The organism is Leifsonia sp. 10L418, assembly GCF_056395445.1.
This window is the reverse complement of sequence record NZ_JBFTJN010000001.1, coordinates 435,804-460,772: the sequence shown is the minus strand read 5'-3', so window position 1 is coordinate 460,772 and position 24,969 is coordinate 435,804. Positions and strand designations below refer to the sequence as shown.

33 protein-coding genes are annotated in these 24,969 nt (G+C 63.2%); 23 read left to right on the top strand and 10 right to left on the bottom strand.

From position 1 onward, the window contains the following. Positions 1-37: 37 nt before the first annotated feature. Both AC1DCF_RS02135 and AC1DCF_RS02130 read right to left on the bottom strand, forming a co-directional pair. A complete protein-coding gene (locus AC1DCF_RS02135) occupies positions 38-1,462 on the bottom strand; it encodes a DNA recombination protein RmuC (RefSeq protein ID WP_477209573.1) in 1,425 nt (474 codons plus the stop codon). 67 nt (positions 1,463-1,529) lie between these two features. After that, on the bottom strand, positions 1,530-2,147 hold the full coding sequence (locus AC1DCF_RS02130; protein WP_477209572.1) for an exonuclease domain-containing protein: 618 nt from the start codon (positions 2,145-2,147) through the stop codon (positions 1,530-1,532). Positions 2,148-2,279: 132 nt separating this feature from the next. Between AC1DCF_RS02130 and ychF the strand changes: the two genes are divergently transcribed. The 5 genes from ychF (at position 2,280) to AC1DCF_RS02105 (ending at position 5,405) form a co-directional block, all read left to right on the top strand. Beyond that, positions 2,280-3,353: a redox-regulated ATPase YchF gene (gene ychF, locus AC1DCF_RS02125; protein ID WP_441792441.1), complete on the top strand. Its 1,074-nt coding sequence runs from the start codon at positions 2,280-2,282 to the stop codon at positions 3,351-3,353. A gap of 67 nt (positions 3,354-3,420) precedes the next feature. After that, a complete protein-coding gene (locus AC1DCF_RS02120; RefSeq protein ID WP_477209571.1) occupies positions 3,421-3,951 on the top strand; it encodes a putative immunity protein in 531 nt (176 codons plus the stop codon). 108 nt (positions 3,952-4,059) lie between these two features. After that, entirely contained in the window at positions 4,060-4,341 is a 282-nt protein-coding gene (locus AC1DCF_RS02115; protein WP_441792443.1) for a type II toxin-antitoxin system RelE/ParE family toxin, read from the top strand. Further along, positions 4,316-4,636: a HigA family addiction module antitoxin gene (locus AC1DCF_RS02110; RefSeq protein WP_441792444.1), complete on the top strand. Its 321-nt coding sequence runs from the start codon at positions 4,316-4,318 to the stop codon at positions 4,634-4,636. The genes AC1DCF_RS02115 and AC1DCF_RS02110 overlap by 26 nt, the downstream gene beginning before the upstream one ends. Before the next feature lie 277 nt (positions 4,637-4,913). Next, positions 4,914-5,405 (top strand): hypothetical protein, encoded by a 492-nt coding sequence (locus AC1DCF_RS02105; RefSeq protein WP_477209570.1) that lies wholly within the window; start codon positions 4,914-4,916, stop codon positions 5,403-5,405. A 193-nt stretch (positions 5,406-5,598) separates the two neighbouring features. Here AC1DCF_RS02105 and AC1DCF_RS02100 read toward each other — a convergent pair whose 3' ends face one another. Further along, the gene (locus AC1DCF_RS02100; RefSeq protein ID WP_477209569.1) at positions 5,599-6,183 is read right to left on the bottom strand and encodes a DapH/DapD/GlmU-related protein; all 585 of its coding nucleotides are present in this window, start codon (positions 6,181-6,183) and stop codon (positions 5,599-5,601) included. A gap of 147 nt (positions 6,184-6,330) precedes the next feature. On the opposite strand from AC1DCF_RS02100, the gene AC1DCF_RS02095 reads away from it, so the two are divergent. The 5 genes from AC1DCF_RS02095 to AC1DCF_RS02075 all read left to right on the top strand — a co-directional run bounded on the left by AC1DCF_RS02095 (position 6,331) and on the right by AC1DCF_RS02075 (position 9,676). After that, entirely contained in the window at positions 6,331-6,735 is a 405-nt protein-coding gene (locus AC1DCF_RS02095; protein WP_477209568.1) for a VOC family protein, read from the top strand. Positions 6,736-7,026: 291 nt separating this feature from the next. Next, positions 7,027-7,839: an alpha/beta hydrolase gene (locus AC1DCF_RS02090; protein WP_477209567.1), complete on the top strand. Its 813-nt coding sequence runs from the start codon at positions 7,027-7,029 to the stop codon at positions 7,837-7,839. Positions 7,840-8,008: 169 nt separating this feature from the next. Continuing rightward, positions 8,009-8,275: a hypothetical protein gene (locus AC1DCF_RS02085; protein ID WP_477209566.1), complete on the top strand. Its 267-nt coding sequence runs from the start codon at positions 8,009-8,011 to the stop codon at positions 8,273-8,275. Between the two features lie 400 nt (positions 8,276-8,675). Continuing rightward, positions 8,676-8,900, top strand: coding sequence for a hypothetical protein (locus AC1DCF_RS02080; RefSeq protein WP_477209565.1), 225 nt, complete (start codon positions 8,676-8,678; stop codon positions 8,898-8,900). 380 nt (positions 8,901-9,280) lie between these two features. Beyond that, on the top strand, positions 9,281-9,676 hold the full coding sequence (locus AC1DCF_RS02075; protein ID WP_477209564.1) for a hypothetical protein: 396 nt from the start codon (positions 9,281-9,283) through the stop codon (positions 9,674-9,676). A gap of 35 nt (positions 9,677-9,711) precedes the next feature. Here the strand turns inward: AC1DCF_RS02075 and AC1DCF_RS02070 are convergent, their stop codons facing one another. Continuing rightward, positions 9,712-10,140: a YybH family protein gene (locus AC1DCF_RS02070; protein ID WP_477209563.1), complete on the bottom strand. Its 429-nt coding sequence runs from the start codon at positions 10,138-10,140 to the stop codon at positions 9,712-9,714. A 160-nt stretch (positions 10,141-10,300) separates the two neighbouring features. Here AC1DCF_RS02070 and AC1DCF_RS02065 point away from each other — a divergent pair, with 160 nt between their 5' ends. From AC1DCF_RS02065 to AC1DCF_RS02040, 6 genes are all read left to right on the top strand, one after another. Further along, a complete protein-coding gene (locus AC1DCF_RS02065; RefSeq protein WP_477209562.1) occupies positions 10,301-10,921 on the top strand; it encodes a hypothetical protein in 621 nt (206 codons plus the stop codon). 119 nt (positions 10,922-11,040) lie between these two features. Next, the gene (locus AC1DCF_RS02060; RefSeq protein ID WP_477209561.1) at positions 11,041-11,535 is read left to right on the top strand and encodes a hypothetical protein; all 495 of its coding nucleotides are present in this window, start codon (positions 11,041-11,043) and stop codon (positions 11,533-11,535) included. Then, positions 11,535-12,569 carry a DUF6545 domain-containing protein gene (locus AC1DCF_RS02055; RefSeq protein WP_477209560.1) on the top strand — a complete coding sequence of 345 codons (1,035 nt, stop codon included), beginning with the start codon at positions 11,535-11,537 and terminating at the stop codon, positions 12,567-12,569. Before AC1DCF_RS02060 ends, AC1DCF_RS02055 begins: the two co-directional genes overlap by 1 nt. Then, positions 12,550-13,020: a hypothetical protein gene (locus AC1DCF_RS02050; RefSeq protein WP_477209559.1), complete on the top strand. Its 471-nt coding sequence runs from the start codon at positions 12,550-12,552 to the stop codon at positions 13,018-13,020. Before AC1DCF_RS02055 ends, AC1DCF_RS02050 begins: the two co-directional genes overlap by 20 nt. Before the next feature lie 420 nt (positions 13,021-13,440). After that, positions 13,441-14,028 (top strand): RNA polymerase sigma factor, encoded by a 588-nt coding sequence (locus tag AC1DCF_RS02045; protein ID WP_477209558.1) that lies wholly within the window; start codon positions 13,441-13,443, stop codon positions 14,026-14,028. A 69-nt stretch (positions 14,029-14,097) separates the two neighbouring features. Beyond that, positions 14,098-15,570, top strand: coding sequence for a hypothetical protein (locus AC1DCF_RS02040; protein WP_477209557.1), 1,473 nt, complete (start codon positions 14,098-14,100; stop codon positions 15,568-15,570). Position 15,571: 1 nt separating this feature from the next. On the opposite strand, the gene AC1DCF_RS02035 is transcribed toward AC1DCF_RS02040, so the two are convergent. Continuing rightward, a complete protein-coding gene (locus tag AC1DCF_RS02035) occupies positions 15,572-16,051 on the bottom strand; it encodes a methyltransferase family protein (RefSeq protein WP_477209556.1) in 480 nt (159 codons plus the stop codon). Positions 16,052-16,187: 136 nt separating this feature from the next. Between AC1DCF_RS02035 and AC1DCF_RS02030 the strand changes: the two genes are divergently transcribed. Further along, on the top strand, positions 16,188-16,979 hold the full coding sequence (locus tag AC1DCF_RS02030; RefSeq protein ID WP_477209555.1) for an esterase/lipase family protein: 792 nt from the start codon (positions 16,188-16,190) through the stop codon (positions 16,977-16,979). Then, positions 16,960-17,544: a hypothetical protein gene (locus AC1DCF_RS02025; protein ID WP_477209554.1), complete on the top strand. Its 585-nt coding sequence runs from the start codon at positions 16,960-16,962 to the stop codon at positions 17,542-17,544. The genes AC1DCF_RS02030 and AC1DCF_RS02025 overlap by 20 nt, the downstream gene beginning before the upstream one ends. Positions 17,545-17,588: 44 nt before the next feature. Here the strand turns inward: AC1DCF_RS02025 and AC1DCF_RS02020 are convergent, their stop codons facing one another. The 3 genes from AC1DCF_RS02020 to AC1DCF_RS02010 all read right to left on the bottom strand — a co-directional run bounded on the left by AC1DCF_RS02020 (position 17,589) and on the right by AC1DCF_RS02010 (position 20,221). After that, a complete protein-coding gene (locus tag AC1DCF_RS02020) occupies positions 17,589-18,293 on the bottom strand; it encodes a hypothetical protein (RefSeq protein WP_477209553.1) in 705 nt (234 codons plus the stop codon). Positions 18,294-18,389: 96 nt separating this feature from the next. Next, positions 18,390-19,031, bottom strand: a complete 642-nt coding sequence (locus AC1DCF_RS02015; protein ID WP_477209552.1) for a response regulator transcription factor — start codon at positions 19,029-19,031, stop codon at positions 18,390-18,392. Next, complete coding sequence (locus AC1DCF_RS02010) at positions 19,028-20,221, bottom strand: sensor histidine kinase (RefSeq protein WP_477209551.1); 1,194 nt, start codon at positions 20,219-20,221, stop codon at positions 19,028-19,030. The genes AC1DCF_RS02015 and AC1DCF_RS02010 overlap by 4 nt, the downstream gene beginning before the upstream one ends. 302 nt (positions 20,222-20,523) lie before the next feature. Here AC1DCF_RS02010 and AC1DCF_RS02005 point away from each other — a divergent pair, with 302 nt between their 5' ends. Further along, on the top strand, positions 20,524-20,997 hold the full coding sequence (locus AC1DCF_RS02005; protein WP_441792463.1) for a hypothetical protein: 474 nt from the start codon (positions 20,524-20,526) through the stop codon (positions 20,995-20,997). Between the two features lie 23 nt (positions 20,998-21,020). Here AC1DCF_RS02005 and AC1DCF_RS02000 read toward each other — a convergent pair whose 3' ends face one another. Both AC1DCF_RS02000 and AC1DCF_RS01995 read right to left on the bottom strand, forming a co-directional pair. Beyond that, complete coding sequence (locus AC1DCF_RS02000; RefSeq protein WP_477209550.1) at positions 21,021-21,740, bottom strand: DUF2071 domain-containing protein; 720 nt, start codon at positions 21,738-21,740, stop codon at positions 21,021-21,023. Further along, positions 21,737-22,090, bottom strand: coding sequence for a metalloregulator ArsR/SmtB family transcription factor (locus AC1DCF_RS01995; protein WP_441792465.1), 354 nt, complete (start codon positions 22,088-22,090; stop codon positions 21,737-21,739). The genes AC1DCF_RS02000 and AC1DCF_RS01995 overlap by 4 nt, the downstream gene beginning before the upstream one ends. A gap of 142 nt (positions 22,091-22,232) precedes the next feature. Between AC1DCF_RS01995 and AC1DCF_RS01990 the strand changes: the two genes are divergently transcribed. The 4 genes from AC1DCF_RS01990 to AC1DCF_RS01975 all read left to right on the top strand — a co-directional run bounded on the left by AC1DCF_RS01990 (position 22,233) and on the right by AC1DCF_RS01975 (position 24,841). Further along, a complete protein-coding gene (locus AC1DCF_RS01990) occupies positions 22,233-22,793 on the top strand; it encodes a dihydrofolate reductase family protein (protein ID WP_477209549.1) in 561 nt (186 codons plus the stop codon). Between the two features lie 149 nt (positions 22,794-22,942). Continuing rightward, on the top strand, positions 22,943-23,503 hold the full coding sequence (locus AC1DCF_RS01985; protein WP_477209548.1) for a dihydrofolate reductase family protein: 561 nt from the start codon (positions 22,943-22,945) through the stop codon (positions 23,501-23,503). Between the two features lie 64 nt (positions 23,504-23,567). Then, positions 23,568-24,176: an SRPBCC family protein gene (locus tag AC1DCF_RS01980; protein ID WP_477209547.1), complete on the top strand. Its 609-nt coding sequence runs from the start codon at positions 23,568-23,570 to the stop codon at positions 24,174-24,176. Then, positions 24,173-24,841, top strand: coding sequence for a DUF4166 domain-containing protein (locus AC1DCF_RS01975; protein ID WP_477209546.1), 669 nt, complete (start codon positions 24,173-24,175; stop codon positions 24,839-24,841). Before AC1DCF_RS01980 ends, AC1DCF_RS01975 begins: the two co-directional genes overlap by 4 nt. Positions 24,842-24,969: the final 128 nt, after the last annotated feature.

Genomic DNA, 24,969 nt, shown 5'->3' with positions numbered 1-24,969 from the left:
GTAAGCCCACAAGTGGTGATTCGCCACGGTTCGGCGGCTAGACCGTCTCGGACTCGGCGATCCGCAACGCATCCTCGTGACTGCGCTCGTCACTTCGCTCGTCTCCGCGCAGGCCGTCGCGCAGGTCGCGCTCCGCCGCATCCAGCTGCGCAACCTCGCGCTCAGCAGCCTCTAGCTCGGCCACGAATTCGTAGGCCACCAGCTCGCGCGGGGCATCTTCGATGCCCACCAGCGGCGCCAACACCTTCGATTCGTCGAGAGCGTTGAGCTTGCGGGCGGTCGGGAGTACCTGGCGTTCCATGGAGCCGACGAAACCGTTGTAGTCCTTGACCGTGCGCTCGATCGACCGGCCGAGCTTCTCGATGTGCGTGGCGGTGGTGCCGAGCCGCGAGTACAACTCCTTGCTGAGGTCGAACAGAACTTGGGCATCGTGCGTGAGCACGTCTTGCTGCCAACTGAACGCGACGGTCTTCAGAACCGACCAGAGGGTGACGGGGGAGGAGAGGGCCACTCGCTTGCTGAACGCGAACTCCATGATCGACGGGTCGGCCTCGAGAGCCGAGGAGACGAGCGATTCGCTGGGAATGAAGGCGATGACCAGCTCGGGCGAGGCATCCAGGCCCTGCCAGTAGGCCTTGCTGCCCAGCGTGGTGATGTGGTCACGCACCGCCTTCACATGCGCCTTCATCAGCTCGGTGCGCTGTGCGCCCAGGGCGCCGGTCGCCGAGGCGGGAATCTGGCTCGCCTCCAGGTACGCGGTGAACGGAACCTTCGCGTCGACGGCAATGTTCTTGCCGCCCGGCAGGTGCACGACCATGTCGGGGCGACCGGCGCCGGCGTCAGAGGTGATGCTCGATTGCAGGTCGAAGTCGACGCGTTCGATCAGGCCTGCCGCTTCGACGACGCTGCGCAGCTGGGTTTCACCCCACACCCCGCGGGTATTGTTTGCGCGCAGGGCCGACGCCAGGGATTCGGCGGTGCTGCGCAGACGCTCTTCCGACTCGGTGGCCGAACGCAGTTGCTGGCTCAGCTCGCCATGCTGCAAAGTTCGTTGGGTCTCCAGCTCGGCGACCTTCTTCTGCATATCGTGCAGACTTTCGCGCACCGGGGCGAGCGCCTGCAACACGCGGCTCTCCTGGCGCTCCCGTTCGGTGTGCTCTTCCTGGTCGGCGCGATGGCGCTCGGCCAATTCGCGGTACTGACGCTGGGCATCCAGAACCTGCGCACGCAGCGCGTCGGTCGTCGCCTGCACCGACGCCAACTCTTCGCGCAACAGTGACGCGGCAGCGGCCTCGCGGGAGCGCACGTCGGCCAGTGCCAGTTGGTGGCGCGACTCGACCACGGCCGGGTCGTCCCCGAATGAGCGCGCAGAGGTGCGGCGCTGCAGCACGACGACAGTCAGCAGAGCGCCGACGAGTGCGCCGAGAAGCAGACCGAGGATGAGCATGAGCACGGGTTCCATGTTTCAATCCTCGCAGTGGCCACCGACACAGCTCGGCAAACCACCGCGATGGCAACGCGACGGCTGGTTAGCTCAGCGCCATCGGGCCGTGCGTCGACGCGTGTTCCTTTGTCGCGACCGGGCCGATCACGCCCACCTTGACGCGGGTGACATGCGCGAGCTGCTCGATCGAGTCGACCTCATGCCGAGCTGCCGAGTGGATCATGATCGCGGCGCACGCTTCGGCGTCGGCCAAGGCGTCGTGGTGCGAGAAGTCCTCGAAGCCGGCGGCCATCGCCACGACCGGCAGGCGGTAGGAGTCGAGGTGGTAGGTGGCGCGGGAGACCTGCAGGCTGCAGACGTACTGGAAGTCGGGCACGACGAGCCCCGAGACCGTGGTGGATGTCTTGATCACGCCGAGATCGAAGCCGGCGTTGTGGGCGACCAGGTGGTCGCCGTCGGCGAACGCGACCAAATCGGGGAGTTGCTGGGCCCAGGTTGACGCACCGATGACATCCTCGGCTCGGATGCCGTGAATCTTCGTATTCCATTCCAGGAATGCGTCGTGTCCGGAGGGTGGCTGAATCAACCAGCCCACCTTGTCGACCACCCGGCCGTCGCGCACCTTGACCAAACCGACCGAGCAGGCAGAAGCGCTCGACGAGTTGGCGGTCTCAAAATCGATGGCAGTGAAGTTCAAAGGCACGCCTTAATGCTCTCACGCGTGGCTGAAGACGTCGCCCGAATCTGCTGCAGAGAGCTGAAAGCGTGGCCGGTGGCGTCCGCTCAGCCCACATGCAGCCCCCGCACATCGATGAAGCCGGTACGATTGACCCTCGTGGCTCTCACTATTGCAATCGTCGGTCTGCCCAATGTCGGCAAGTCCACCCTGTTCAACGCACTCACCAAGAACAACGTGCTCGCAGCGAACTACCCGTTCGCCACGATCGAGCCGAACGTCGGTGTGGTCAACCTGCCGGACAAGCGTCTCGCGGCACTCGCCGAGGTCTTCGGCAGTGAGCGTCTGCTCCCGGCTCCGGTGTCGTTCGTCGACATCGCCGGCATCGTGCGGGGTGCGAGCGAGGGCGAAGGCCTGGGCAACAAATTCTTGGCGAACATCCGTGAAGCGGATGCGATCGCTCAGGTCATCCGCGGATTCGAAGACGAAGACGTCGTTCACGTCGACGGTGCAGTCAACCCGGCCGGCGACATGGAAACGATCAACACCGAGCTGATCCTCGCCGACATGCAGACCCTCGAGAAGGCGATCGCGCGCTTCGAGAAAGAGGTCAAGGGCAAGAAGGCCGACCCCATCGTGGTCGAGACGGCCAAGAAGGCACAGGAGTTCCTCGACGCCGGCAAGCCGCTGTCGGCCTCAAACATCGACCTGGAGCCCATCAAGGAGCTCGGTCTGCTCACTGCCAAGCCCTTCATCTACGTCTTCAACGTCGACGAGGCCGTGCTGCAGAGCCCCGACAAGCTGAAGACGCTCGCCGACCTCGTTGCACCGGCCCACGCTGTCTTCCTCGACGCCAAGCTCGAGTCGGAGCTCGCCGAACTCGATGACGAGGATGCCGCCGAAATGCTCGCCTCCACCGGCCAGTCCGAGAGCGGGCTCGACCAGCTCGCGCGCATCGGCTTCGACACCCTGGGTCTGCAGACCTACCTGACTGCTGGTCCGAAAGAGACTCGCGCCTGGACGATCCCGAAGGGTGCCACGGCGCCCCAGGCTGCCGGTGTCATTCACACCGACTTCCAGAAGGGCTTCATCAAGGCCGAGATCATCTCGTTCGATGACCTGATCGAGACCGGTTCGGTTGCCGAGGCTCGTGCCAAGGGCAAGGCCCGCATGGAGGGCAAGGAATACGTCATGCAGGATGGCGACGTGGTGGAGTTCCGCTTCAACGTGTAATCGAGTTCCGGTTCAACCTCTGGAAAGTGCGGGGCTCAGATCCGCTCTGCTGTGCCAGGATTTGTTCGTGGCATCGATTCAGACCCTCAGCGATTCAGACCGACGTGCCATCGCGCGTTGGGCGCTGGCCTGTGCTGAGCGTGTGCTCCCGCTATTCGACGCTGATGAGGCGGCGGCGGAAGAGATCCGGGATGCGGTTGCTCGCACGCGTGCGTACAGCGCCGGAGAGAGCAGCGCCGCTGACGAGATCAGCAAGCGCCTCGTTGCGGTGAAGGCAGCGAATGCGGCGACCACTCCGGCCGGTACTGCAGCAGCCAGGGCAGTTGCTCAAGCCGCGGCAGTCGCTCACATGGGTGCCCATGCACTAGGCGCGGCCGCGTACGCGACGAAGGCGGTTGCGCTGGCTCACCCGGATCAGCAGGAAGCGGTTCAGGAAGAGATTCGGTGGCAGGTGGCGCAGCTGAGCGAACGTGAGCGATCAGCGCTGCGGCTGCTTCCGCAGCTGGGCGTTGACTCCTCCGGTCCGCTCGGGGTCGGGCTTCTGTCACGTGGCATCCTGGGCGCGACGATCCGGGAGATTCAGGCGCAGATCGGCTAGGTGCCCAGGCGCAGAGTTACTCATCGTGAGGTTGTCAACTGACGGAACGTGGTGGAGCTCCTCTTTAACGTCTAGCGTTATTGACGCATCGCGTTATACACTGTTCCGGTGATCAGATCGTTCGGGAGCAAAGACACCGAGCGGATCTGGCATCAGCAGTACGTCAAGGGTGTCGACCGGGCCGTGCAGCGAGCGACCCTGAGGAAACTCGAGCTCATCCACGCGGCCAAAGACGTGGAGGATCTCCGAATCCCTCCCGGCAACCGCCTGGAACGCTTGGCCGGGAATCGGCGCGCGCAGCACAGTATCCGCGTGAACGCCCAGTGGCGTATCTGCTTCGCATGGAGAGAGGGAGGTGCGGAAGATGTCGAACTCGTCGACTACCACTGAGAGGGACCTAATTGACCCGATCCATCCGGGGGAGATCCTGATGGAGGACTTCATCGAGGGATTCGGGATCACGCAGAATAAGCTCGCTGTCTCGATCGGCGTGCCGCCACGCAGGATCAACGAGATCGTGCACGGCAAACGGGGAATCACGGCCGACACCGCGATCCGTCTGGCCCGGTACTTCGGGACGTCGGAGGAGTTCTGGATGAACCTGCAGTCGAACTACGAGCTGCGGCTTGAGCGCCGAGCTCTACGGGACAAGGTTGCCGCGATCACTCCGCTGAAGGTTGCATGATGGATTGACGTTTCCGTCTCGCGGCTTGGCTGCTGCTCGTGCAGGGCGTGATCATGGAGCTGTCTGTGGCGATCGCGCTGCCGGTACTGGCTGAGCTAGACGCCGGGCCTAGAGCGATGCCGCTCTGAGGTCAGCGTCCGAGGTGCCTATGTCGCAATAGGCAATGAAGGGCGACGCCGCGTCTCGTTGACAATCCACTCCTCCGGATCCTGAGGGGTTATCCACAGGTTCTGGGTTTCGGCCGTTGGAGATGTTGCGCACTCGGCAGGATCGACACATGGGAATCAGATACTACGCATACGCATTCGACGCAGACATGACCGCACTCGCGCTGGCCGATCCGCTGAGTGTCATCAGCGATGACCCGCTGGCAGACGCCTGGGGCATGCCTCACGGTGCACAGCTGGCGGACACGAACTTCGTGCAGTCTGTGCCTAAGACTGACATGTTGTACCTGGACAAGGCATGGTCCTCGATGCAGGCGCTGACTGCTCCGAGCAGGCCAGGTGAGACGCCCCGAGCCGCCTACCGGATGTTCGAGGGGCAGGTCACAATGAATGGATACGGATGGAGTCCCTGGGCGCGAGCTATTGCTCCCGAGGAGGTCGTGGAGATCGCCGAAGATCTCGTTGAATTGCAGCACAGTGTGAGCGACGACATGACGACGGACCACGACGCGCATTACATTCTCGACTTCCTGCAACGCGCTGTGGAGTTCCTGACGCAGGTGGCGGCGTCGAATCGCGGGTTCGCGTACATGATCGGTTAGCGACCGGGCTGACGGGAAGCCTGGCAGTCCGATGACCCATGCGCAGGATCCCGAGGTGTTGGGCCGCGGCGCGCCAGACGTTTCTCCGTGTGGCGACGTGGTGGAGTTCCGCTTCAACGTCTAGGTTTCGCTTGTGCAACAACGCTGCTCAGCCGATTGAATTCGACTGAGCGGGCGGGCAACGATGAGCCGATTAGTCGTCCGACACCGTGCCTACCTGCTTCGCAGGCACTCCGACGACGATCGCCCGCGCAGCCACGTCCTTCGTGACGACGGCCCCCGCGCCCACTACAGCCCCATCGCCGATCGTCACGCCCGGCAGTACCGTGACGTTGGCCCCGAACCACACGCCCCGGCCGACTACGACGCGGGCCGGGTGCATGTCGGCCCGTCGGCTCAGCGACATGTCGTGATTCAACGTCGTGATGACGGCATTGTGGCCGATGAGCGATCCATCGCCGATGTCGATACCGCCCTGGTCCTGGAATCGGCAGCCACTGTTGACAAACACATCTTCACCGAAGCGGATGTTCTTGCCGAAGTCAGCGCTGAACGGTGGGAAGAGCTGGAAGGAATCGGGGACCTCGTGCCCGGTCAACTCACTCATCAGGGACCTGACCTCATCGGGGGAGTGGTAGCGCCCGTTGAGCTCGGCGGTGATGCGCAGCGATTCTTGGCTCGTGGCGTGCATCGCTGCGTGGTGCGGCGAACCTCCGGGGATCGTCTCTCCGGCGTTCAGCGCCGTTAGAAGGTCGTCGAGTCCTTGTATTTCAGCCATGTACCCACGGTATCGCGCCAGAACAGCACCCGAGCTTGGCACCAGTCGTTATTCGGCTAGGGAACGTGGTGGAGTTCCGCTTCAACGTCTAACCCTCGCCTGAGGGGGTTCCTGATCCCGGGCGGATGCATCCGGTAGCGTGTGATCATGGCCATTTTCGATCATCTCGGCATCACGGTCGACGACGTCACGCGGGCGGTCACGCAGTTCGATCCCGTGCTGGCGGCGCTCGGCTTCGCCCGGTACGACGCCAACGGGTCGGTCTCCTGGAACCTTGACGGCGAGCCGGAGCTCATCCTGATGCCGGCTCGGGATCCGGGTACCGGACCGCACCGTCACGGTCGAGTCGGGTGGCAGCACCTGGCGTTCGCCGTCGCCTCACGCGAGGAGGTGGACCGCCTGCATCGGATCGCGACGGACACCGGGTGGACGGTCGTGCGCGACCCGAAGGAGTACCCCCGGTTCAACGACCGGTACTATGCCTCCTTCGTCGAGGACGAAAACGGCATCCGGATTGAGTTCATGCACAACCCACCGCGCGAGGCCGGCTGACTTGGCGCTTTGATCTTTGGTGGGTCGAGACGGCTGATATTCGTCTGCTACTGCGGATGGCAGCGGCGGGTCGCCCCGTGGGCCGACTGACTAGTGGCACCTCTGACGCGGCCGAGAGTTCTCACTGTCAGCGCTCTGCCGCGTGGCCGGCCAAGAGTTGGGCCTACATTTCGTAGAGTTTCGCTCATGCGACTTGAGGTGTCTTCTCTGATTGATCCGGTGCTCTTGTCGCTCGTCGACGAGTCTCGTGCGTTCTATGGACGCCGACGCCCCGGCCACGGGCCACAGAGCGTGAGCGAGCTCGTCGAGGTCCGTGAAGCAATGCCCGTACCTGCTGAGTGCGAGCCGTCCCCGTCGGTAGAGACGGTGAGTGCTGGTGGTCGAAGCGTGCCCGTGCGAATCCACACACCATCGAGTCGACCCGCCACAGGTGTGCTGTTGGAGATTCACACGGGCGGCTTCTACCTGGGCTCCGCCGCGGGAAGCGATGTTCGGAATCGGCGACTCGTCGACGCTCTCGGCATCGCTGTGGTGAGCGTGGACTATCGACTCGCCCCTGAGCATCCATGGCCGGCAGCGCCTGACGATTGCGAGACGGCCGCATTGTGGCTCGCCGAGCACGCCGAAGCGCGGTTTGGCACGACACGACTGGCCATGAGTGGATTCTCCGCAGGCTCCACGCTGGTGACCGCGACACTGATACGGCTACGCGATCGCGGTATTCATGCATTCGGTGGCGCGGTGGTTCAATGTGGCACGTACGATCTCTCCGCGCAGACACCGGCTGGACGCCTCATCGCCGACGAGTTTTTCCTCGGCGCATATGCAGGTGACGCGCCAGATCGTACGAACCCGGACATCTCTCCCATCTTCGCGGAGTTGAAGAACCTCCCGCCGATCCTGATGGTGATCGGCGCAGAGGATGTTCTCTTTGAAGACAATCTCGCCATGACGGCGAGGTTCCTCGCGGCCGGTGTTGAGGTTGACCTGCGCGTCTATCCCGCGTCGCCGCACGCGTTCACGGGGCACGCAACCCCGATGGCGCAAGCCGCCCTAGAGACTATTGAGGAATGGCTTCGAGGTCAGATCGGAGCGAATGTTTAGATCAATTCCATTCGCGGCCACGCTCCGGTCCCGCAGCAGCCCGTCGACATCGAGTGCGGACGGTTTGGGGGACCTTGTGGCTAAAGCGACACTGCGAAGTGGGTTGAGGCGTCATCGCTCCGAGTAGTTGGTCTACATTGAATCGCTACGCCATTCTGGGCGCCGCAGCATGGTCATTCCTGCCGCCGATCTCGATCGAATCCAGCGAGGAACCGCGATGATCGAACGTGCCTGGCTTGCGCCCGCACTCATTCGATCGACGATTGATCTTGAATTTGCTATGGCCGACCGTGAACCTATCGTCGTGCAGCTCTGCCCGATTCCCATTGGCCAGGAGCGTCTCCACTACTTTCGTCCCTTCGAGCTCGGCGCAATCGCCCAGACAATTGATCAGGCGATCCGCGGCGCCCATCTCGAGGAGCACATGGAGTTGTGATCAGCATCATGCTGGCGTCACGGCACGTGCGTCTCTGTCTTCGGTATCCGGTTAGCGGTCATCATGCAAGTACCGCATGTGATTCGGTGGGGGAGGGTCCGAATCGCGCAGGAGACTGCGAGCGCGAGATAGCCTGTCAGACTTTTTTAGCCCGTAGGATTCACACCGTGAGTTCGAGTCAGGTATTTGCCCTCCTGTGGGCGCCGTTCGCGATTGCATTCGGGGTGATATTCATCGTGAAGCGCGCTCGAATATCAGAGATGGCGAGACTCCAACGACGCCAGCAGGGCATCCGTGTATCGGGACGAACTCAATCACCCGCGCTGATGGCGCTGGCTGGCGCACTTTTCGTGATTCTAGGTATCGGTGTATCCATCGGGGCGCTTACGGGGCAAATTCGATGACTGATCGAGGCTGTCTTGGCTGGCTCACCTCACCAAATGGTCGAATTGCAGCGGCGTGGTGGAACATGCTGATCTGCGCCGCCATCGTCGTGGGGTCGATTGTGGTGGGGGCGACACAGTCTCCAGCCGCATTTGCCTTGACTGGTCTCGGTCTGATCGTGGAGTGGCAATTTGTGCGCGGATATCTGCGCGCACGGCAAGCAAAGGCGACCGAAAAATGACCGAGCACTCAGGCCGGTCACCGCTCTACTGGGCGACAGCACTGGTGCTGCTCACGCTGCGCGGCGTCCTTCTGTGGATCGTCATTCCGGTTGGAGTCGTCGCGTGGTTGTTCTTTCACTCATGGATTCAGAGGGCGGCGTTGGGTCGACTTCTATTGAAGTTTCATTCAAGTTCAGCACATCGCGCCATTCCTATTTTCGGATGACACGTGGCGCTCCGAAGGAGAGCCCACGCGCCCAGCCCAGCGCTCTGATCCGGCCCGCTGCTACGGTTGGCCGGTATGGGGAGAATGCGACGACTCGGATTTGCCGTTGTTCTGCTTGTCAGCTTTGCTGTGTCTGGGTGTGCGACTCCGGGAGTCTGCCCCGCCATCGCGTGGATGAACACCGTCCGTATCGAGCTCAATGGGAACGCGGGCAGCGTTGCTGGTATCGAGCTGTGCGCAGACGGTGTGTGTGCCGCGTCTGCTCCCGTTCAGCAGGTACCGGACGAGCCACTGCGGTTGGCGACGGTGATCCCGAAAGATTCGGCGACCTCCGCACCGGCTCCCACGGACATCCCGTTGTTGTTCTCCATCTCCCGCATTGATGAGCGCACGTGGCAAATCTCATTGGACATGGCGACGCCAGAGAGGCTCACGCTTCGCGCGGTCTCCGCAACAGGCGAGGTTCTCGCCGAGAGGGACGTCGCGCTCGAGTGGCGGCGCGTGGGCGGCAGCGAGCAATGCGGCGGACCGAGTGACGCCGGGCCGGTCAGTCTCGATATCCCCGGCTGAGTCGGACCGGAGGGCAACCCCTCGCCGTTGCATGGTCAGGCCGACGGCGGGCTCTGATCCTCGGGCGCCATGTCGCCGTGGCGGTGAACGATCTTCCACTCGCCGTTCTCGCGCCGGTACACGTGGGTCACCCGCACCGTGATCGGCTCGATCGTGCCATCGTCCGCGACAGAATTGAAGCGTTCGAATCCGACGGTGTACGCCATGTCGCCACTGGCTTCGGCGACGTCGACGTCGAATCTGAAGTCGGTGTAGGTGCCCTGACTCAGCCGGTCGGCGACCCACTGAAACGTGCGGCTCACCGCCTCCCACCCGAGGTTGTTCGGCCCCCACGCGCCGAGGAGCGACACGGGGTCATCCCTGGTCCACAGCTTCAGCCTCGGGGCAACATCACCTTCGACCAGCGCCTTTTCAGCTTCAGCTTGTCGACCGAGGAATTGATTGAAGTCACTCTTCTCGTCCACAGTTGCCTCCCTCGTTTTCGAGGGCGATGCTACGCCGCATCTGCTCCGACGTGTGGGCCCCATCATGCGAGAGAACGCAAACGTCAGTTGCAACGCAACTGACAAGGGGGCCGAATGTCGTATATGGCCGCGAGTCCAACGCGAGCACTAGCCTCGAGTCATGGCAACTCTGATCACCGAAGACGACATTGACGATCTCGAGCTTCGCGACCTTGACGAGGCAACCGGCAGCGTGACCGGCGGCGCGGCCGAGCATCTCGAGAAGGCCGCCATCTTCGAAGAGTGGGCGACGGATGCCGACAACTATGAGCTCGGTGACGGCGTCACTCCCGCACACCTCCTGGTTGTGGCTGCCGAGCACTTGCAACTGGCGCATGACATGGCGGAGGCGTTTCGTCTGGCCAGCGCGGCCAGCGAGCATCCGTCGGCACAACGGTTCGAGGCGCATCCCACGCTCATCAGCCTGCACTTGGAGAACAACGAACTCGATGCGGCTGTGGCTCTCGCTGATGAGGTGCGGAAGGGCGGAGCCGACGAACTTGGAATCTACGAGATGATTGCCGAGAGTTTCGAGATGGCCGGAGAAGTCACATTCGCTGAGCGTTGGTTCGCCATTGGGCTTCGAATGCTCGACCGGGTCGGGTTGGAGAGCCCGGGCGATCGATTGTCTCTGCTCACCGGCCGCTACCGCGTGCGCCGCGACGCCGGCAAAGCTCTCGATGTGCTCGACGTCGAGACCGAAGAGCTGCGCATCGAAAGCGGTCTCGATCCCATCGACTAGGCCGCAGCTATCATGGAGAACCTGACGAATCACAGGCTGGCGGTCGCCAGTCATCTCTCAGGTGCGCTGGATCCGGTTTTGGGGGACGCAGCGAATCGACACGAAAATCGGATCCACACGTGAACTACGCAGCACGGCAACAACGCGCTCAAGAACTGGTGCAGGAGATTGACCTCCCGCGCCCCTTGAGCTCGGAACGCTTGCACCACCACATGGAACAGATCCGCGAGAAGAAGATCGTCATCAGGCAGGCGCCTCAGGGAATGATCGACGCTGGAGTCTGCGCCCTCTGGCTCGAAGTGGCCGGTGAAGGATTTGAGCGGATCCACTACGCGCCAACGGACTCCGCTGTCCACCGCCAACAGTTCGTCAACCACGAGTTCGGCCACATGATCCTCAACCACAAGAAGATGGTCATGCCGGCCGAGCGAGTCGCGCTTCTCGCACCCCTCATCCCGATGAATGCGATCGTGTCGGCGCTCTCCAGAAGTAGCTTCACCGATGAGGAAGAGGCAATGGCTGAAGCCATCGGGGACGAACTCGCGATGATCCTTCGGAAGGACGCAGCACTCAGCCGGCAAGGCGCCCAGACCGGATTTGGGCAAGTTCTCTGATGTTTGCTCTGATCGAGTACTCGGTGCTCGCGGCCCTCTGGGGCACGACCCTCCTGCTCATCCCCAGCGCGATCCGCGGAACACGACGTCTGCTCTTCTGGTTCATGCTGGCGTTTTCGGTGACCATGACACTGGTCTCCAGCGGTCCTTACGCCTTCTTCGACGCGCTCATCGGTGGCACTGACATCACGTATTTCATTTTCCATGCCACCGCGATCATCTGTGTGGCGCTTTTCGACTGCCTCATCCAGACGGCGGTTTCGAAAACGGGTCTCACTCGCGCCAGGAAGCTCTTTGCATTCTGGGGATCCACCGGTCTGATCGCCCTCCAAGCGGCGCTCTTCTTTGGCAACGGATGGGAGATTGACGACATCCAGTTTGTCGGCGCCGGCGACTGGCGCCAGTTGCTCTACAGCTTCACAACGTGGATCGCCCTCATGGTTCTCGCCATCTCGACGATGGTTGCCTGCGCGACAGACTTCAAGCGTCAGTCGGACGCGACGATCAAGACCGCGCTCGTGATCATTGCACTGGGCTGCGCCGCAGTCGTGCTCTATGTGGCCATCCAGATAGAGGTCGCCATCTCAAGGGTGGCGACTGGTGACAAGTCCATCACCACGACGGTTGAGCTACTCGCCAATTCAACGCCACTGGCTGCCTCAGTTCTCCTCTCGGTTGGTCTCGGTCTCCGCCTGCTTGTCGGCGTTGCCAAGAATCTGAGTGACGCACGTAGAAGCCGGCGGCTACTCTGGAAGATCACCCCCCTCTGGGAGCGACTGCTCGCTGACCTGCCTGAGCTCAGCATTGAAGCACCGATCTCACGGGTCGACCTCTATTTCCGGGGTAACCACGCCCTGCACCTCCACCGCCGCTACGTCGAGGTTCGCGACAGCCTGCTGCTCCACCCCGACCAGCCACTCTCGGATCGCGAGGCACAGCTCATCCAACGGATCGAAGCTCACATCCGACGCGTATCAGATACATCCACCGGGATCCACAACGACTCGAGGACCAATGAGTACCAAGACGCCTAATGAAGCGGGTGGGGCCGGGACCCCGCAGTCCACGCCACAGCAGGAGCTCGCACGCAAGCTGAACTTGCTGCTCGACGTGGTCGTGGCCGAGGGAAACACTCCGTACACCTACCGTGAGATCGCTGCCGGTCTCACAGCCAAGTCGGTGTCGATCTCGCGGGCCAGATGGCAGTACATGATCAAGGGTGAAGGCCCGCTGGTCAGCGATGTGCGCCTTCTCACTGAGATCGCCAATTTCTTCGGAATCGCCCCCGCGTACTTGCTTGGGTCTGACGATGACCTCCCGGAGCGCATCGATTCTCAGCTGGAGCTGGTTCGCATGATCCGAGTAAAGCGAGTCATCAACTTCGCAGCCCGCACCCTTGGGGACACCTCACCAGAAGCCCTGCGGGAGATCACGAGGCTCCTCGAAGAAGGGATGTCTGGCAGCTCAGACCAGGCAAACGAGTAGCACCATCCATCGCACCTCTCCGACGCAGCCCAGCGCCCGAACGAACGATCGGCCGGGGGCGCCGTCCCATTGGGGTAGGCTTAGACATGTCCAATCTGGGGGGATAAGGGCCGAAGCGCGCCGGGATCCGGGGGACATGCATTGCGGAGCCGGCGCGCTTCACCATTAAGAGCTTCACCACCCGCAGGTGTGAGGCGGATCTCCTGCCACTAAAACGTCCCGCCGCGTGGGGGGACGCGGCGGGACGCAACGTGCCCCTGGAGTGGGGGGACGCCTCAGGGCACGACCCAATTATGGGGGACGGTAGAACCGGGGAGCGAGCCCCACGCCGTTCGGCGTTTCTCGCATTCGAGATGTGCGCCTTGGCGTTTCTCCGCAAGTTGCGTGCAAGATTCGCAACTCGTGTGACACATTCATGTCGTGAAGACTGACAGCGCTGTGCCAGCCGCCGATGCGACCGAGGCCGATGTGACCAGGGGGACGGCGTTGCCCGATGATGATGCCGTGCCAGAGATGCGCCCGGATGCGGCATGGTTCACCGCCGTAGTCCGCGAGCATTCGACAGCGCTGGTGCGCTACTTCGCCCGACGTGGACCGCGCCAGGATGCTGAGGATCTCGCTGCCGAGGTTCTCACGACGGCCTGGCGGCGACGGGACGACGTGCCGCCGGAGGCAGTCCTTCCGTGGCTCTACCGGACCGCGGGGTTCATTCTTGCCAACCAGCGCCGCAAGAATGTCGACATTCCCGTCGAAGAGGTGCCGGAGACCGGCAGCCTGCGCGTCAGCGAGGACCCCGAATTGAGCGCGCTGTTTGACGCCGAACTGCGAGGTGCGTTGGCGAGCGTGGGGGAGCGCGACCGTCAGATTCTGCTCTTGCACGCGTGGGAGGGCCTCGATGGCGCGGAGCTCGCTGCGGTGCTCGGCATTTCCCGATCCGGGGCGGATGCTGCGCTCTCCCGAGCACGCTCGCGACTGCGCGCCGTCTGGAAAGAACGACTCACGTTCTAGCTTGCCTGCAAGGTTAGGGCCGCAGCGCACATATCAGTAGGTGAACCGCACTCACGGAGGGTGACCAACATGAACGACGACACAGAGCGCGAACCGAGCGATCTCGAACCGGGCGACCTCAACCCGAGCGAGCCCGATTCGAACGACCTCGACTCAGGCGACATCGAATCGGGCGACGTTGAACTGATCGCCCGACTGCGTGCGGCCGATCCGGCAGCCGGTGTCGAGCCTCGAGCAGGATTTGCCGATGAGGTGCTCGCCCGCACTCTGGCAGAGTCGACGGCAGCATCCACGACCGAAGCAGCATCCACGACCGACGCCACATCCACCCCGGCCCCGGTCTCCGACCTCACCGCCGAGCGCGCTCGCCGACGCCCACTCTGGCTTCCGCTGGTCGCTGTGGCAGCGTCGCTCGCGCTTGTCGGCGGTGCCGGATTCGGTATCGGAGCGTCGATGAGCGGAGCCACGAACTCCGCCGATGGTGCGGCTCCGCCCATCACGCTTCAATCGGGCACGGGCACCGGGGCCGGCGGCACGGCGCCTGGCATGGGCCCAGCGCAGAACGGTCCGGTTCAGCCCGGCTTCGCTGGCGCCGCGGGAGCAGGGGGTGCGCAGTCGAAGCTGTCGGCGGGCGGGGCGTCCGACATGGTCTCCCCGTACGGATTCGGCCGCAATAACTTCAGCTCGTCGGGGCTCTCCTCTGCAGCGGGTACGGCATCGGCGTATACCTATGACGCACGCGCGTCGTCGAATGCCGAGACTGTCGCCGCACTCGCCGGAGCGCTCGGTGTCGAGGGAGCGGCCGAGATCAAGGATGGCTCCTGGCAAGTGGGTTCGCAGGACGGAACGTCACCGTCGCTCATGGTGAGTCTCGACGGAACGCTCAGCTTTTACTATTCTGACCCGCGGTCCAACCCCTGGGAGTGCGGAGATGGCACCACTCCCTGCGAGCCGCCCACCGATCTCCCGAGCGAAGACGCTGCGATCACTGCCCTGCGCTCGTTGGTTGCCGCAGCGGGACGCGACCCCGGCGCGTTCGACTTCACCTCAGAGTCCTGGGAGGGCTCGTTCACGCGGAATGCCCAGGCGTGGCCTGTCGTCGACGGCAAGCGTGTCGACCAGTCGTGGTCGCTGGAAATCACTAACGCCGGTGTCGTCAGCGCTTCCGGTGCACTCGCACACATCGTGCCCCTCGGTAACTATCCCGTCGTCAGCGAGCAAGAAGGCTTCAAGCGCCTGTCGGACCCCCGGTTCGGTGCCCAGATGACGATCATGCCGATGGCTATGCGTGCTCAGACTGATGTCGGGCCCTCCGAGTGGGTGCCCCCGACCGAGCCACCGGCTACCCCGGCAACAGGCACCTCGCTGGCGTGGCCGGTAAACAACGTCGACATTGTCAGCGCACGTCTCGGGCTCGCAAGCCAGTGGCAGCCCGATGGGACCGTCTTGATCGTTCCCGCCTATGAGTTCACGGATGCCGGTGGCGGCACCTGGTCTGTCATTGCGGTCGCCGACTCGAAGCTCGACTTCGCGACCAAGTAGCTCATTCTTCGCTCGGCGGTCGCCGCAACCGGCCGAGACCCGGTAAGAAACGCCCGACGCGCGACGCATAGTCGCGGTAGGTGGGATGCGCGGCAGCCAACATCCGTTCTTCCCAGCGCGCCTTGCCCGAGAGCAGCGCCACCAGCGCGAGCCAGAGCAGAATGTGCCAGACGGATGCGCCGTACAGGGTGAGGCCGAGGCCGAAGGTGAGAAACCCGGTGTAGATCGGATTGCGGATGTAGCCGTACACGCCGCGGGTAGCCAGCTGTGTGTTTTCGCGGGGGATCGGGCTCGCCGTGAACGCCGAGCCGAGGGCCAGCGTTCCGGCCAGCATGAGCGCCAGGCCGACTGCATCAAGCACGAGCGACGCGAGCACGAGCAGCGCCCCGCGCGGCCAAAGTGCGCCGTGGGGAATCAGCAAGAGTGCGGCGAGCAGCACAATCTGCAGGGTGACGAGTCCAAACGCGAGTGCACGTTTCATGATGTGAGCGTACGCCGGTGCACCGGTCAGCCGGAGAAACCGCAGGCATCGGCCGCATGCGCGATGATGAAGTCATGTCAGTGTGCTCAGACGGGGATTGCGCCACCGACCTCATCGTCGAACAGGTGAGGTGCCGATGCTGACCTTTCGCCAGCTATCGTCCTGGGGTCTCGACTACGTCTATGCCGGCGTGCAACAGGCCCGCTCCCTTGCTCACCGACGCAGTCCGACGCAGTTCGACGAAGGGGACCCCGGTCTGCCGGCCATCGTGCTGCTACCCGGCGTCTACGAGACCTGGCTGTTTCTGGAGCCCGTCGCGCGCCGCCTCAATGCCCGCGGGTTTCGGGTCTTCACCGTGCCGGAGCTGGCCTCCAACCGGATGCCGGTGCCGCGTTCCGCCGAGATCGTCGCGTCGGAATTGCGACGGCTTCAGGCCGACCACGGAATCACCGAGTTCGTTCTTGTTGCTCACAGCAAGGGTGGACTGATCGGCAAGCACCTGATGCTCGATCTGTCGGGCCCGCCGCACGACCCCCAGTCGACGGGCGCAGTGCGAGGAATGGTCGCGATTGCAACACCATTTTCAGGCTCCAGGTACGCGCGGTTCATGCTCTCCCGAACATTGCGGGCGTTCTCGCCGCGCGACTCAGTCGTGCGTGCCCTCCTCGAACAGTTGCAGGTCAACGAGCGGATCGTTTCGATCTACGGCGAGTTCGATCCGCACATCCCGGGAGGCAGCGGGCTAGACGGCGCACGCAACATCGAGCTCCCCGTCAACGGACACTTCCGAATTCTGCAGAGTGAGCTGCTGATCGCGACGGTCGAGCAGGAAGTCAGCGCGATCTCGCGCCGCATCGGCGATGACACAAGCGAAGACGCAAGCGAGGACACGAGAGAGGATGCGGCGGATGAGTCGCCCGAACGCTGACCGAGACGGCGACCAGGATGCTGGCCGAGACGTCGGGCCGAAGTCTGACGAGGCGCTCGCCGCAGACATCCGTCGCAGTCTCGACCGCGCCGTCGAAACGCTCAGCGCGGCCGGTGCTCGGGATGAAGCGCACGGCCGGTACATCGCACCTCACAAGGTGCTGTTCTTCACCAAGGAGGCCGCGCTGGCGCCCGCCGGTCGCGTCTGGCGACTCGGAGTCTTCCTGCTCGGCCGCGATGGAACGCTCTACGCGACGGGAACCACCACCCGGGCGGTCGAACCGGGCCGGGCCGGCTACCAATCCCAATCGGCTGAGGAGCGTCGCGCCTACCGGGCCGCAGCGTTGAAAGGGCACTTTGCCAAGGGGGAGACAGTGAACTTCGATGCGCCCGAAATTGCGACGGATGCCGCGAGTTTCCATGAGTCGACCGGCCCACTCTTCTTGCGTGGCGGGCGCGCACTCGTGCGTTGGAATACCTCGGTGGCCGACGAGATGGCGATCGACTTCGACAGCTATCTCGCCGAGCGCGTGAGTCTGCTGATCGATCCGCCCGGGGGAGCCTGAGGCCTGCGGACGTCGGTCGGCAGCTGGCTGCCTGAAGGCAGTCGCTACCAGTTGCGGTCTACAGTGTCACGCCACCGGCGGAGGGTGCCGGCGTTTCCGTAGAGGGCGAGTCCAATGCCGAGCGCGATCATCAGGAGGAATTGGATGATGGCGGCGCCAGTCCATACGCCAAGGATGACGGGGGCGAGGGCTTCATAGGTACGGGCGAAGCCCGGCGGAAAGAGGCCAAAGGGAAAGTAATCGAGGCAGGCTCGCACGATGCCCCATCCGACGACGACGGCAGCACCCCACCGCAGGTACCGGGGGATAAGCCGGACCCGCGCGATCACTGCCACGGCGAGGACGGCCGACACGGCCGTCAGCACGTTGAAAAAGATCACCACGTCAAACAGCAAGTCCGCGAGATCCACCGGCGCACTGCTGGAAAAGCGAAGAAACAGATCGAGCGCGACGGGTGCAAGCCCGAGTACCAGGAGTGCGGACTGCCCCCACCGTGAGCCGCCGACGATGTCGCCCTCCCCGCGCAGCCCGAAGGCGAGAATGATCAGTCCGATGGCGAGCACAAGCGACGAGAGCAGATCGAGCGGGCCGGTCCAGAACATGGGGAAGGTTCCGCCATCGAGCGAGCCCAGCGTCACCACGAGTGGCAGTAGCCCGGCCACGACGATGGCAAGTCCACCCCACGTTGTCGTGAAGTGAGTAGTGGCGGATGGCGCCGCCTCTGGCTGCGAGTTTGGTTCAGTCTGCATGTGCTTCCCCCGAGCTCAGAATGATTCTGCGCTCACCTTAGCGCTCGGCTGCGCACCGGCGGGGTTGTGCGAACGCAGTGAGGATCTGGTGAATCTCTAGATCCAACCGTGTTGCCATGCCCGCTCGGCGGCATCGTGCCGGGAGACCGCATCGAGCTTGGTCATGGCCGAGGAGAGGTAGTTGCGCACTGTTCCGGATGCAAGGTGGAGCTGGTCGGCGATCTGTTGCACTCCCAGTGCGCTGCGGCTGACGCGCAGCACATCGAGCTCGCGATCGGTGAGCGGGCAACGATCCGCGGTGAGTGCCGCTGCGGCAATCTCATGGTCGATGTAGCGCTTGCCGGCAGCAACATCGCGAATGACGTTGGCCAGTTCTTCGGCCGGGGTCGACTTCGGCACGAACCCTGAAACGCGGGTGGCGAGTGCCCGTCGCAGCACGCCCGGTCGGGCATGACGCGTGACGATGATGACCCGGGTGTTGACCGTTGACAGGATGCGGGCGGCAGCTTCGAGGCCGTCGGCCTGTGGCATCTCAAGGTCGAGCAGACAGATGTCGGGTCGGGTCTCGATCGCAAGCTCGACGGCGGTCACACCGTTGTCGGCGCTCGCCACGACCTCGATGTCCGGCTCCAACCCGAGCAGTGCTTCGAGCGCGCCGCGAATGAGGTGCTCGTCGTCGGCGATGAGCAAACGGATGCGGCGCGGCGCTGGTGCTGAAACAGCTGCACTGTCGCTCATGATGTGACCCCGTGCTGAGTCGGAACTTGCAGGCGCAGCGTGAACCGATCGTTTTCACCGTCGATCCTGGTGTCGAACTCTCCGCCGAGCCCTATGACGCGTTCCCGTAAGCCGGCGAGGCCGGACCCCGGCGTTCGGCTCGGCTGGCCGCCCTCGACGAGACCGTTGTTGCTGATTTCCAGTGTGCAGACGTCTCGTCCCAGGCGCAGGCGAATTATTGCGTGACTCGCAGCACTGTGTCGCAGAATGTTGGTCGTGGCCTCGCGCACGGCCAGTCCGAGCGCTCGGCGCACCTCGGCGCTGGGCGCTGGCGCTGAGGTGCCACTGTCGCCGTCGGCATCGAGATTCAGTTCGCATTCCGCTCCGGCTGCAAACAACACCTCGCGGGCGTTCCCAATTTCGTCGTCCAGCGCGATCTCGCGGTAGCCGGAGACCAGCAAGCGTGTCTCGTCGAGGGCCTGCTTGGCGATGATGCGGGTCTCATGGATGTTGGCCCGGGCGGCCTCGATATCGATGTCAAGCATCCGCTCGGCCAGCTCAGACTTGAGTGCGATCACCTGCAGGTGGTGACCCTGAATGTCATGCAAATCTGAGGCGAACCGCAGACGTTCGTGGGCGACGGCGAGCTCGGCGGAGGCGCGCCGGTGTCGGTCAAGCTCCACCACGATCTCCCACCACCACAGGCCGCTGAGCAGCATGGCAGGGAACAACGCTCCGTAGGTCAAAAGCAGCCAGGAATTGTTATTGAGCGGAATTTCTGGTGCGGTTCCGTTCAGTGCAAGGGCGAGAAACGGATGAAGCACGACCGCCACAATCCCGCCCGCCAGCAACAGCCGACGCCGGCGCTTGTGCAGGAGGCAGGCCATCAGGCACAGCGCCATCCACAACGGGAACGCGGAAATGACGCCGAGACCCGGCGTGAGAAGGCCAAGAATCCACGCGAGGGCGGGCGGGGCGAGCAGCGCAATCGTCCAGGCGGGGTGGGGCAGGCCGCCGCCCCGTCCGCGTTGCAGAAACCAGCAATACCGCAGCTGGACCGCCGCGGAGACGAGGATTGCCACGAGCACCGCGCCGTCGAGCGGGTTGCGTGAAGAAGAGAAGGTCGACGCGGACATCAGCACGAGAAATGCCGCGAGCACAACGACGACGAAGGCGATCGAGCCGAGGGTGTATGTCCAGGTGGCGTGCACGCCTCGCCCATGATCGAGTTGAACCGGCTGCGAAGAGCGGGCCATCCCGACTGAAGCCCCGGCCAGTGCAGGTTCTTGCGTGCGAGCGCGTCGGGCAAGCGTCGGCATCAGGAGCGCACCCACGGGTGTCGGGGAGCGAGAAGGGCAAAACGGTGCATGTCGACCAGCGTAGGGCAGTGACATTTGTCACGTACTTGTATGCAGAATCACCACAAATGCGGTGACACCACGGCACTACTTCGGCTGCCGGGGCGTCGACAGGATGGACCTATCGCTTCACTCCACCACGAAAGGCACTGCCGATGATTCCCGCTCTGCAAGACTTCACTTCCTCCTTCCCCGAGTTTCTCCAGTGGGTCGGCGTGATGCTCGTCGCAGCCATTCCCTTCGTCGACTCATACTTCGGCTCGGTGATCGGCATTCTCGCCGGGGTCACTCCGGTGGTCGCGATTGCTGCGGCGATCGTGGGCAACATCATCTCGATGATGATCTTCGCGCTCACCGCGCATCGAGTACGCGTGGGTGTCCTGAACGGAAAAACGCCGCCGGAGGAGTCGTCTCGTCGGCGGAAGGTGCGGGCCTGGTTCGACAAATACGGCGTGGCCGGGGTGAGCCTGGTGGGGCCGGTGATTCTGCCGAGCCAATTCACTTCAGCGGCCATGGTGTCGTTCGGTGCCCCGAAGAATTCCGTCATCCTCTGGCAAATCATTTCGATCACGATCTGGGGTGTCGTCGTCGGCACGCTCGCCACGGTCGGCATCACCCTCAGCCGCTAGTGACGCTGAGTCGCTAGCAGCGGCTACCCGTTGCGTGAGTCGAGGCTCTGCGGCGCACTCCACGTGATCGGCACATCGCGCATGACCAAAACGTTGTCGAGCACGGCCGAACCGGCGGGCAACGCGTCGAAGAACGAGGATTCAACGGCGACGGCGGTTCCCGGAGCAACTCGCCACTGCGTTGTTTTCAACTGGAGCCCTTCGAGTGCGCGTCCGTCGTGAGAGGGCGACCAACCGATCGACCCGTTCTGGAAGAAGACCGAGGCATCCGTCACCGTGTCGAAGAGTGAGCTCGTCCAGTTGTCGGTGATCTCCACATCCGCCCGCACGTTCGTATCGGCAGAGGTCATCGTCACCTGCACGCGCTCTGGAGTTTCGGCGCCGCTGAAATTGGCGTGCTTGTGGACTCCGGGAAAGAGCCGGCCACCCACGACAACCGGCAGCCATGAGGCGCTGTGTCTCTCGGGAATGTAGACCCCGGCATGGGTTCCGGATGCGTCGTCCCACTCGACGGCGATGCGGTGCGCTGCGTTCTCGGCACCCCAGCCGACCGGGGGAGCGAACCAGGTGGGGCGCAGCGCGCCGAGGCGAAGCAGGCAGATGCCGGCGACCGCGCTGTCGTTGACCAACTGGGGACGTAGAGATGCGGGCAGCAAAGACTGGGCCACGACCGGATCGAGTCGGTAGTTGATGAGGAGGCGACGCTCAATGGTCGCGGCCAGGTTCGGGGCCCGGTATCTCATGCGCGGTCGGCGCCTTCAGCGGCTGCGCCAATCGACGCAGGCTGCTTCGTTGGGGGCCGGATGCTCCGCAGCAGCATCTGCTCCGGGCAGACCGACGAAAGAAACTCGCCGACTGATAGAGCGAGGCGGTCGCCCACCAGGGAGTAGAGAATGCGGTTCGCGTCGCGTCGCTCGGTGACCAGTCCGGCGACTCTCAAGATAGACAGGTGCCGCGAGATTGTGGGCCCGGAACTCGTGAACCGGGCGGCGATCTCGCCGGCCGCCATCTCGCCATCCTTCAAATCTTGGAGGATCTGGCGGCGGGTGGGGTGTGCCAGGGCGGTGAAGATATCAGCGGTCGACTCGGACATGTTCGCAATCTAGCACTAATGCTAAATAGCAAGCAAGGGTGATGATGATGTTCCGGTCAGTGTCGCTCAGCTGGTTGCCGGTGCAGGCGGTCGGACTTAGGGTCGTCGTGTCGTTCATCGTTCCGAACCCTGGAGGTTTGCCATGACCAATCTCAGCTACTCGATGTTCTCGTCACTCGATGGATACATTTCGGATGCGACGGGCAACTTCGATTGGGCCGAGCCGAATGAAGAGGTGCATGCCTTCGTGAACGACCTCGAGCGCTCGGTCGGAACGTATCTCCTCGGGCGTCGGATGTACGAGACGATGTTGTTTTGGGAGACCGCCGACACTCTGGTCGACCCACCCGGCGTGATTTGGGACTTCACCCGCATCTGGCAAGCCGCCGACAAGATCGTGTTCTCAACGACATTGGATGCGCCAACCAGCGATCGCACCGAAATCGAGCGCAGCTTTGACCCGGAGTTGATTCGGCAACTGAAGCGGACGTCGGAACGGAGCATCTCCGTCGGTGGTCCCGGTCTCGCAGCGCAGATGATGCGGGCCGGCCTGGTCGACGAGCTACAACTGTTCATCGTGCCGATTCTGATCGGCGGTGGAACACGGGCGTATCCCGATGACCTGCGCCAATCGCTTGAGCTCGTCGGCGAGCGTCGTTTCGACAACGGCATGGTCTACCTGAACTATCGCGTCACGGCCTGACTGCTCTTTCGTGCCTGGCACGCAGCGCAGAGACGGTTGCCGGCGCGGGCAGTCGGTTTTACTCTCGTCGTGAGTCGCGCGCTTCGTTGTCGCTGTGTTGTGTGCCGCTTGACGCATGTTTCGTGTTTTCTACACCGGGGAGGTTTGTCATGGCCAAACTCGTCTACATTGTGAACTTGTCGCTCGACGGTTACATTTCGGATGCCACGGGCAGCCTCGATTGGACGACGCCGAGCGACGAGATGCTCGAGTTCATCAACGACCTGGTGCGGCCGGTCGGTACCTACCTCTACGGGCGCCGGATGTACGAAGCGATGGTGTACTGGGAAACGGCTCACACCCTCGTCGACGCGCCCGCTGTCGAAAAAGACTTCACGCACATCTGGCAGGGGGCCGACAAGATTGTGTTTTCGACGACGTTGGATGCGCCGTCCAGCGCTCGAACTGAAATTGAGCGCCAGCTTGATCCTGCGTTGGTTCGGCAACTGAAGCAGTCCTCGGAACAGGATCTCACCGTGGGCGGTCCTGACCTCGCAGCGCAGATGTTGCAGGCTGGGCTGGTTGACGAACTGCAGCTCTTTGTCGCGCCGATCCTGCTTGGCGGGGGAACCCGCGCGTTTCCCGACGGGCTGCTCCAGTCGCTCGAGCTCATGGGCGAGCATCGCTTTGAGAGTGGAACGACCTACCTGAACTATCGCGTCATGGAGTGATCGCCGTTTCGATGCCTGACTCGCAATCAGCGATGTGACGTGAGAAGTACGACATGCTGTCGGTATGGGGGCTCAGAGAATCTATGTCGAGATCACAATCAATGCTGATTGCGACCGGGTATGGGAACTCACCCAGAACACCGACTTGCACCCCCGCTGGGATCTGCGGTTCAGTACCATCACGCCGTCGGGATCCCTGCCGAGCGGAGGCTATCGCTTCGACTACGCGCGTCGAGTGTTCTGGCACACGATCGTCGGCACCGGCACCACGATCGGCGAGCTGACCCGGCCCGACGGCACGCGCACTTCGGCCCTGCGGTTCACGACAACCGACCGGGTGTCGCCAATCGGCGAGGGACGTGGATACTGGCGCTATGCGCCCGGCCCCGACGGAACGACCTTCGCCACCGGATTCGACTACGAACCAGGCTGGGGCGGTTTCATCGACCGTGTTGTCATGCGGCGACTCATCGGCTGGATGACCGCGTGGAGTTTTGACCGGTTGCGCATCTGGGTAGAGTCGGGCATCGAGCCCGAACGTTGGTCGCTGGCATCCGTCTTCGCTTTCTGGAAACCAGACCGCCCACGCGCTTCGCGCTGTCGCAGGCAGCTGCACGACCTGCGGGCATCGACCAAAGCGCCGCAGACGCTCAACATTCTGGAGGCGCCATGAGCTCGATCTTTGAGCAAGCGATGGGTGCAGACTTCGACCGGCTTCATCCCATGCTTCAGCGCCGATTCGGGGTCGGACTCGATTCCGGATATGGCTGTGTCGGGCACGGCACGATGTCACAGATCAGGAGGGGGCCATGGTGGGTTGTTCCGTTTCTGTATGTCGGAAAAATTCGCAATATCCTGATCCCCGACAGCGGCGCCGACGTGCCGTTCACTATCGAGAACTATCCCTATCTCGACCCGTATGGTCGCGAGACCGTGACTTTCGTTCGTGAGTATCGGGTGCGGCGAAAGCCGAGTCGATTCGATGCGACGATGATCTTCAGTGATGGGCGAGTGCTGGACTATTTGGGCACTCATCAGCATCTCGCTGTCGATCTTGATCTCGCGGTCGGGCCCGAGGGTGAGCTTCTCCTGCGCTCAGGTGCTCAGCGTTTCTATGAGGGACCCATTGCGTTTCAGTTTCCGATGCTGTTCAGCGGGCGGGCCGAGCTGCGCGAGTCATTCGATGACGAAAAGAACGTGTTTCGAGTGCGCCTCGAGGTGCGCAACAAGGTATTCGGTTTTCTCTTTGGATACGAGGGCGAGTTCAGCTGCGAGTTTCCGCCGGCCTCTGATGCCGTGGAAAGGCTGAAACCAGTGAGGCACGAACGACGAGTCTAGGGATCTGTGAGCGATGGCAAGGTCGCGAGTCCGCGCGGCCCCAGCCTTCTCGGTGATCGAGGAGCACCCGACGGAGTCGGCCGCATCTCGAGATCCCGTGACCCGATCCCGGGAACGCGGTCATCCCG

What these genes read in the sequence shown, in the direction of transcription:
- AC1DCF_RS02135 (WP_477209573.1), bottom strand. Translation starts at nt 1,462, where the DNA reads ATGGAACCCGTGCTCATGCTCATCCTCGGTCTGCTTCTCGGCGCACTC.
- AC1DCF_RS02110 (WP_441792444.1), top strand. Translation starts at nt 4,316, where the DNA reads ATGTCGAACTCGTCGACTACCACTGAGAGGGACCTAATTGACCCGATC.
- AC1DCF_RS02105 (WP_477209570.1), top strand. Translation starts at nt 4,914, where the DNA reads ATGGGAATCAGATACTACGCATACGCATTCGACGCAGACATGACCGCA.
- AC1DCF_RS02100 (WP_477209569.1), bottom strand. Translation starts at nt 6,183, where the DNA reads ATGGCTGAAATACAAGGACTCGACGACCTTCTAACGGCGCTGAACGCC.
- AC1DCF_RS02095 (WP_477209568.1), top strand. Translation starts at nt 6,331, where the DNA reads ATGGCCATTTTCGATCATCTCGGCATCACGGTCGACGACGTCACGCGG.
- AC1DCF_RS02085 (WP_477209566.1), top strand. Translation starts at nt 8,009, where the DNA reads ATGGTCATTCCTGCCGCCGATCTCGATCGAATCCAGCGAGGAACCGCG.
- AC1DCF_RS02080 (WP_477209565.1), top strand. Translation starts at nt 8,676, where the DNA reads ATGACTGATCGAGGCTGTCTTGGCTGGCTCACCTCACCAAATGGTCGA.
- AC1DCF_RS02075 (WP_477209564.1), top strand. Translation starts at nt 9,281, where the DNA reads ATGAACACCGTCCGTATCGAGCTCAATGGGAACGCGGGCAGCGTTGCT.
- AC1DCF_RS02065 (WP_477209562.1), top strand. Translation starts at nt 10,301, where the DNA reads ATGGCAACTCTGATCACCGAAGACGACATTGACGATCTCGAGCTTCGC.
- AC1DCF_RS02055 (WP_477209560.1), top strand. Translation starts at nt 11,535, where the DNA reads ATGTTTGCTCTGATCGAGTACTCGGTGCTCGCGGCCCTCTGGGGCACG.
- AC1DCF_RS02050 (WP_477209559.1), top strand. Translation starts at nt 12,550, where the DNA reads ATGAGTACCAAGACGCCTAATGAAGCGGGTGGGGCCGGGACCCCGCAG.
- AC1DCF_RS02040 (WP_477209557.1), top strand. Translation starts at nt 14,098, where the DNA reads ATGAACGACGACACAGAGCGCGAACCGAGCGATCTCGAACCGGGCGAC.
- AC1DCF_RS02035 (WP_477209556.1), bottom strand. Translation starts at nt 16,051, where the DNA reads ATGAAACGTGCACTCGCGTTTGGACTCGTCACCCTGCAGATTGTGCTG.
- AC1DCF_RS02030 (WP_477209555.1), top strand. Translation starts at nt 16,188, where the DNA reads ATGCTGACCTTTCGCCAGCTATCGTCCTGGGGTCTCGACTACGTCTAT.
- AC1DCF_RS02025 (WP_477209554.1), top strand. Translation starts at nt 16,960, where the DNA reads ATGAGTCGCCCGAACGCTGACCGAGACGGCGACCAGGATGCTGGCCGA.
- AC1DCF_RS02020 (WP_477209553.1), bottom strand. Translation starts at nt 18,293, where the DNA reads ATGCAGACTGAACCAAACTCGCAGCCAGAGGCGGCGCCATCCGCCACT.
- AC1DCF_RS02015 (WP_477209552.1), bottom strand. Translation starts at nt 19,031, where the DNA reads ATGAGCGACAGTGCAGCTGTTTCAGCACCAGCGCCGCGCCGCATCCGT.
- AC1DCF_RS02005 (WP_441792463.1), top strand. Translation starts at nt 20,524, where the DNA reads ATGATTCCCGCTCTGCAAGACTTCACTTCCTCCTTCCCCGAGTTTCTC.
- AC1DCF_RS02000 (WP_477209550.1), bottom strand. Translation starts at nt 21,740, where the DNA reads ATGAGATACCGGGCCCCGAACCTGGCCGCGACCATTGAGCGTCGCCTC.
- AC1DCF_RS01995 (WP_441792465.1), bottom strand. Translation starts at nt 22,090, where the DNA reads ATGTCCGAGTCGACCGCTGATATCTTCACCGCCCTGGCACACCCCACC.
- AC1DCF_RS01990 (WP_477209549.1), top strand. Translation starts at nt 22,233, where the DNA reads ATGACCAATCTCAGCTACTCGATGTTCTCGTCACTCGATGGATACATT.
- AC1DCF_RS01985 (WP_477209548.1), top strand. Translation starts at nt 22,943, where the DNA reads ATGGCCAAACTCGTCTACATTGTGAACTTGTCGCTCGACGGTTACATT.
- AC1DCF_RS01980 (WP_477209547.1), top strand. Translation starts at nt 23,568, where the DNA reads ATGGGGGCTCAGAGAATCTATGTCGAGATCACAATCAATGCTGATTGC.
- AC1DCF_RS01975 (WP_477209546.1), top strand. Translation starts at nt 24,173, where the DNA reads ATGAGCTCGATCTTTGAGCAAGCGATGGGTGCAGACTTCGACCGGCTT.